1 pseudogene is annotated in these 1,001 nt (G+C 59.0%); it reads right to left on the reverse strand.

The annotated features are described in order from the left end of the window. Positions 1-381: 381 nt before the first annotated feature. Positions 382-1,001: pseudogene (locus MKD38_RS30710) on the reverse strand (transposase); the annotation flags it as partial.

Below are 1,001 nucleotides of genomic sequence, written 5' to 3' on the forward strand. Positions count from 1 at the left end.
TCGCAGTTGCAGTAATCGCGCTAATGAGGCCGGAATGGGCGCCAAAATGCGGAAAAAGCCGAGGCAGTGACGTCCGGCTTCCGGATTGTGAAAAACAGCGCTCCCCGCCTTGCGGGGAAAAACTCATCGCTAGCGCGATGAGTACTTCAGCAGCCTGCTAGATCAATTGGTGAAGCGCCACATCAGACCGGCAGAGCGTTTAACTCGGCAGAGAATAGGGTGAGAAGCTTCGATAAGCTATTGTTCACACGACATCGTACGGGTCCCATCGAGAACCACTACTTGAATGCCGCAGATTTTGCTCCCGGTCTAAAACAGCAACTCACTGTGAAAGCATAACAGTTCGGCCCGTCATCCTGACAAGCTACCGGCGCACGCCTCCGCGCCGGAACGCGAGACGGCGCCCGACGTACTTTCAGACCAAGGCTTCGCTCCATCGCGTGGTGGAATAGCGGGCTGTGCAACTCGCGCGGCAATTTCGGCGTGGCTTGCCTTATTGTCGTAAGCGCCGTCACCTCCGATGGTATCAATCGGCGTATCTGGTGTTGGCGTCCATAGCAAGATGGACCGTGCGCCAGGTCCGTCGCTTGAAGCAACTGTGCTTGCGAACCTTCCACTCGTCTTCGCCGTAAAGTTTCAGCCCCGCGCTATCGATCACCAGATGCGGCGGCTCGCCAGTACGCGAGACGGGCAGCACGACGTTCAGATTCTGCGCGCGGCTCATTGTCGTGTAGTTCGGCGCTGGCAACGTTGGGAAGGCCAGGCTACGCAAGCTCTACTCGAAGCCTTGCAGCACGCGCAGCGGCAGCGGGAACCCCTGCTTGAGAGCGATCAGCTCCTGGATCAGCGCATCCGTATAGGCGAGCGGGTGGCCACGATAGGGCGACAGGGCTTTAGCCGGCGGCCCGAGCAAGTTCCTCACCCACCTCGGGATATCTCCTCGGGGTATCAATCCCTTGTCGAACTGCGCCCAGTTCTTGACACGGTAGCCCCCCCTGGAG

This window comes from Cupriavidus sp. WGlv3 (genome assembly GCF_023952475.1).
Taxonomy (GTDB): Bacteria; Pseudomonadota; Gammaproteobacteria; order Burkholderiales; family Burkholderiaceae; genus Cupriavidus; species Cupriavidus phytorum.